Annotated in this window: 1 protein-coding gene; it reads left to right on the top strand. The window is 71.8% G+C overall.

Features of this window, described 5'->3' with window-relative positions; all coding sequences use genetic code 11:
* Positions 1-688, top strand: a 688-nt coding sequence (locus tag J0695_RS41125; protein ID WP_206969910.1) for an ERAP1-like C-terminal domain-containing protein, incomplete at its 5' end; no start/stop codon positions are given.
* Positions 689-749: the final 61 nt, after the last annotated feature.

The raw sequence follows: 749 nt of genomic DNA, 5'->3' as shown, positions 1-749 counted from the left end.
CTGCCGGGACCTGATCCGGCGCACCGAGGGCTCGACCTCCGAAGTCCGATATGACAGTCGAGGCGTAGCGAAGCGGAACGGCAGCGACGCGGGACTGCGGCTCATCGCCGTACGCCACCTCATCGCCGCCGCCACCCAGCCCGAGACCATCCAGGGCTGGCTCGCCGACGGCAGCGTCCCCGGCGGCCCCGAACTCGACCCCGAACTGCGCTGGCGCATCCTCACCCGCCTCGCGGTCCTCGGCGCCACGGACGAGACGGCCATCGCAGCCGAACTCGACCGCGACCCCAGCGCCACCGGCCAGGAAGGCGCGGCCCGCTGCCGCGCGGCCCTGCCCACCCCCGAGGCCAAGGCGGCGGCCTGGACGGCCCTCTTCTCCTCGGACACCCTCTCCAACTACCTCTTCACGGCAACGGCCCAAGGCTTCTGGCAGCCCGAACAGGCCTCCCTGACCAGGGAGTACGTCCCCCGCTACTACGAGGACGCGGTAACGCTGGCGGCCCGCAGGGGCCCGGCAATCGCCGAGGCGGCGGGCCGCCACGCCTTCCCCGCGTACGAGACGACCCCCACAGCCCTGGCCCACGGCGAGGCCTGCCTCAAGAACGCCGACATGATCCCGGCCCTGCGCCGCAAACTGGTCGACCAACTCGACGACCTCCACCGGGCCCTGCGAGTCCAAACCAAATAGCACGCCTCCGGCGCAGGGCGGCGGCGAATTCCTGGGACATCAGCCCAAATCAAGCCCCTCC

The organism is Streptomyces beijiangensis, assembly GCF_017315755.1.
Lineage (GTDB): Bacteria > Actinomycetota > Actinomycetes > Streptomycetales > Streptomycetaceae > Streptomyces > Streptomyces beijiangensis.
Note: the sequence above shows the minus strand (reverse complement) of the source record. Positions and strands in the feature narration are given on the sequence as shown.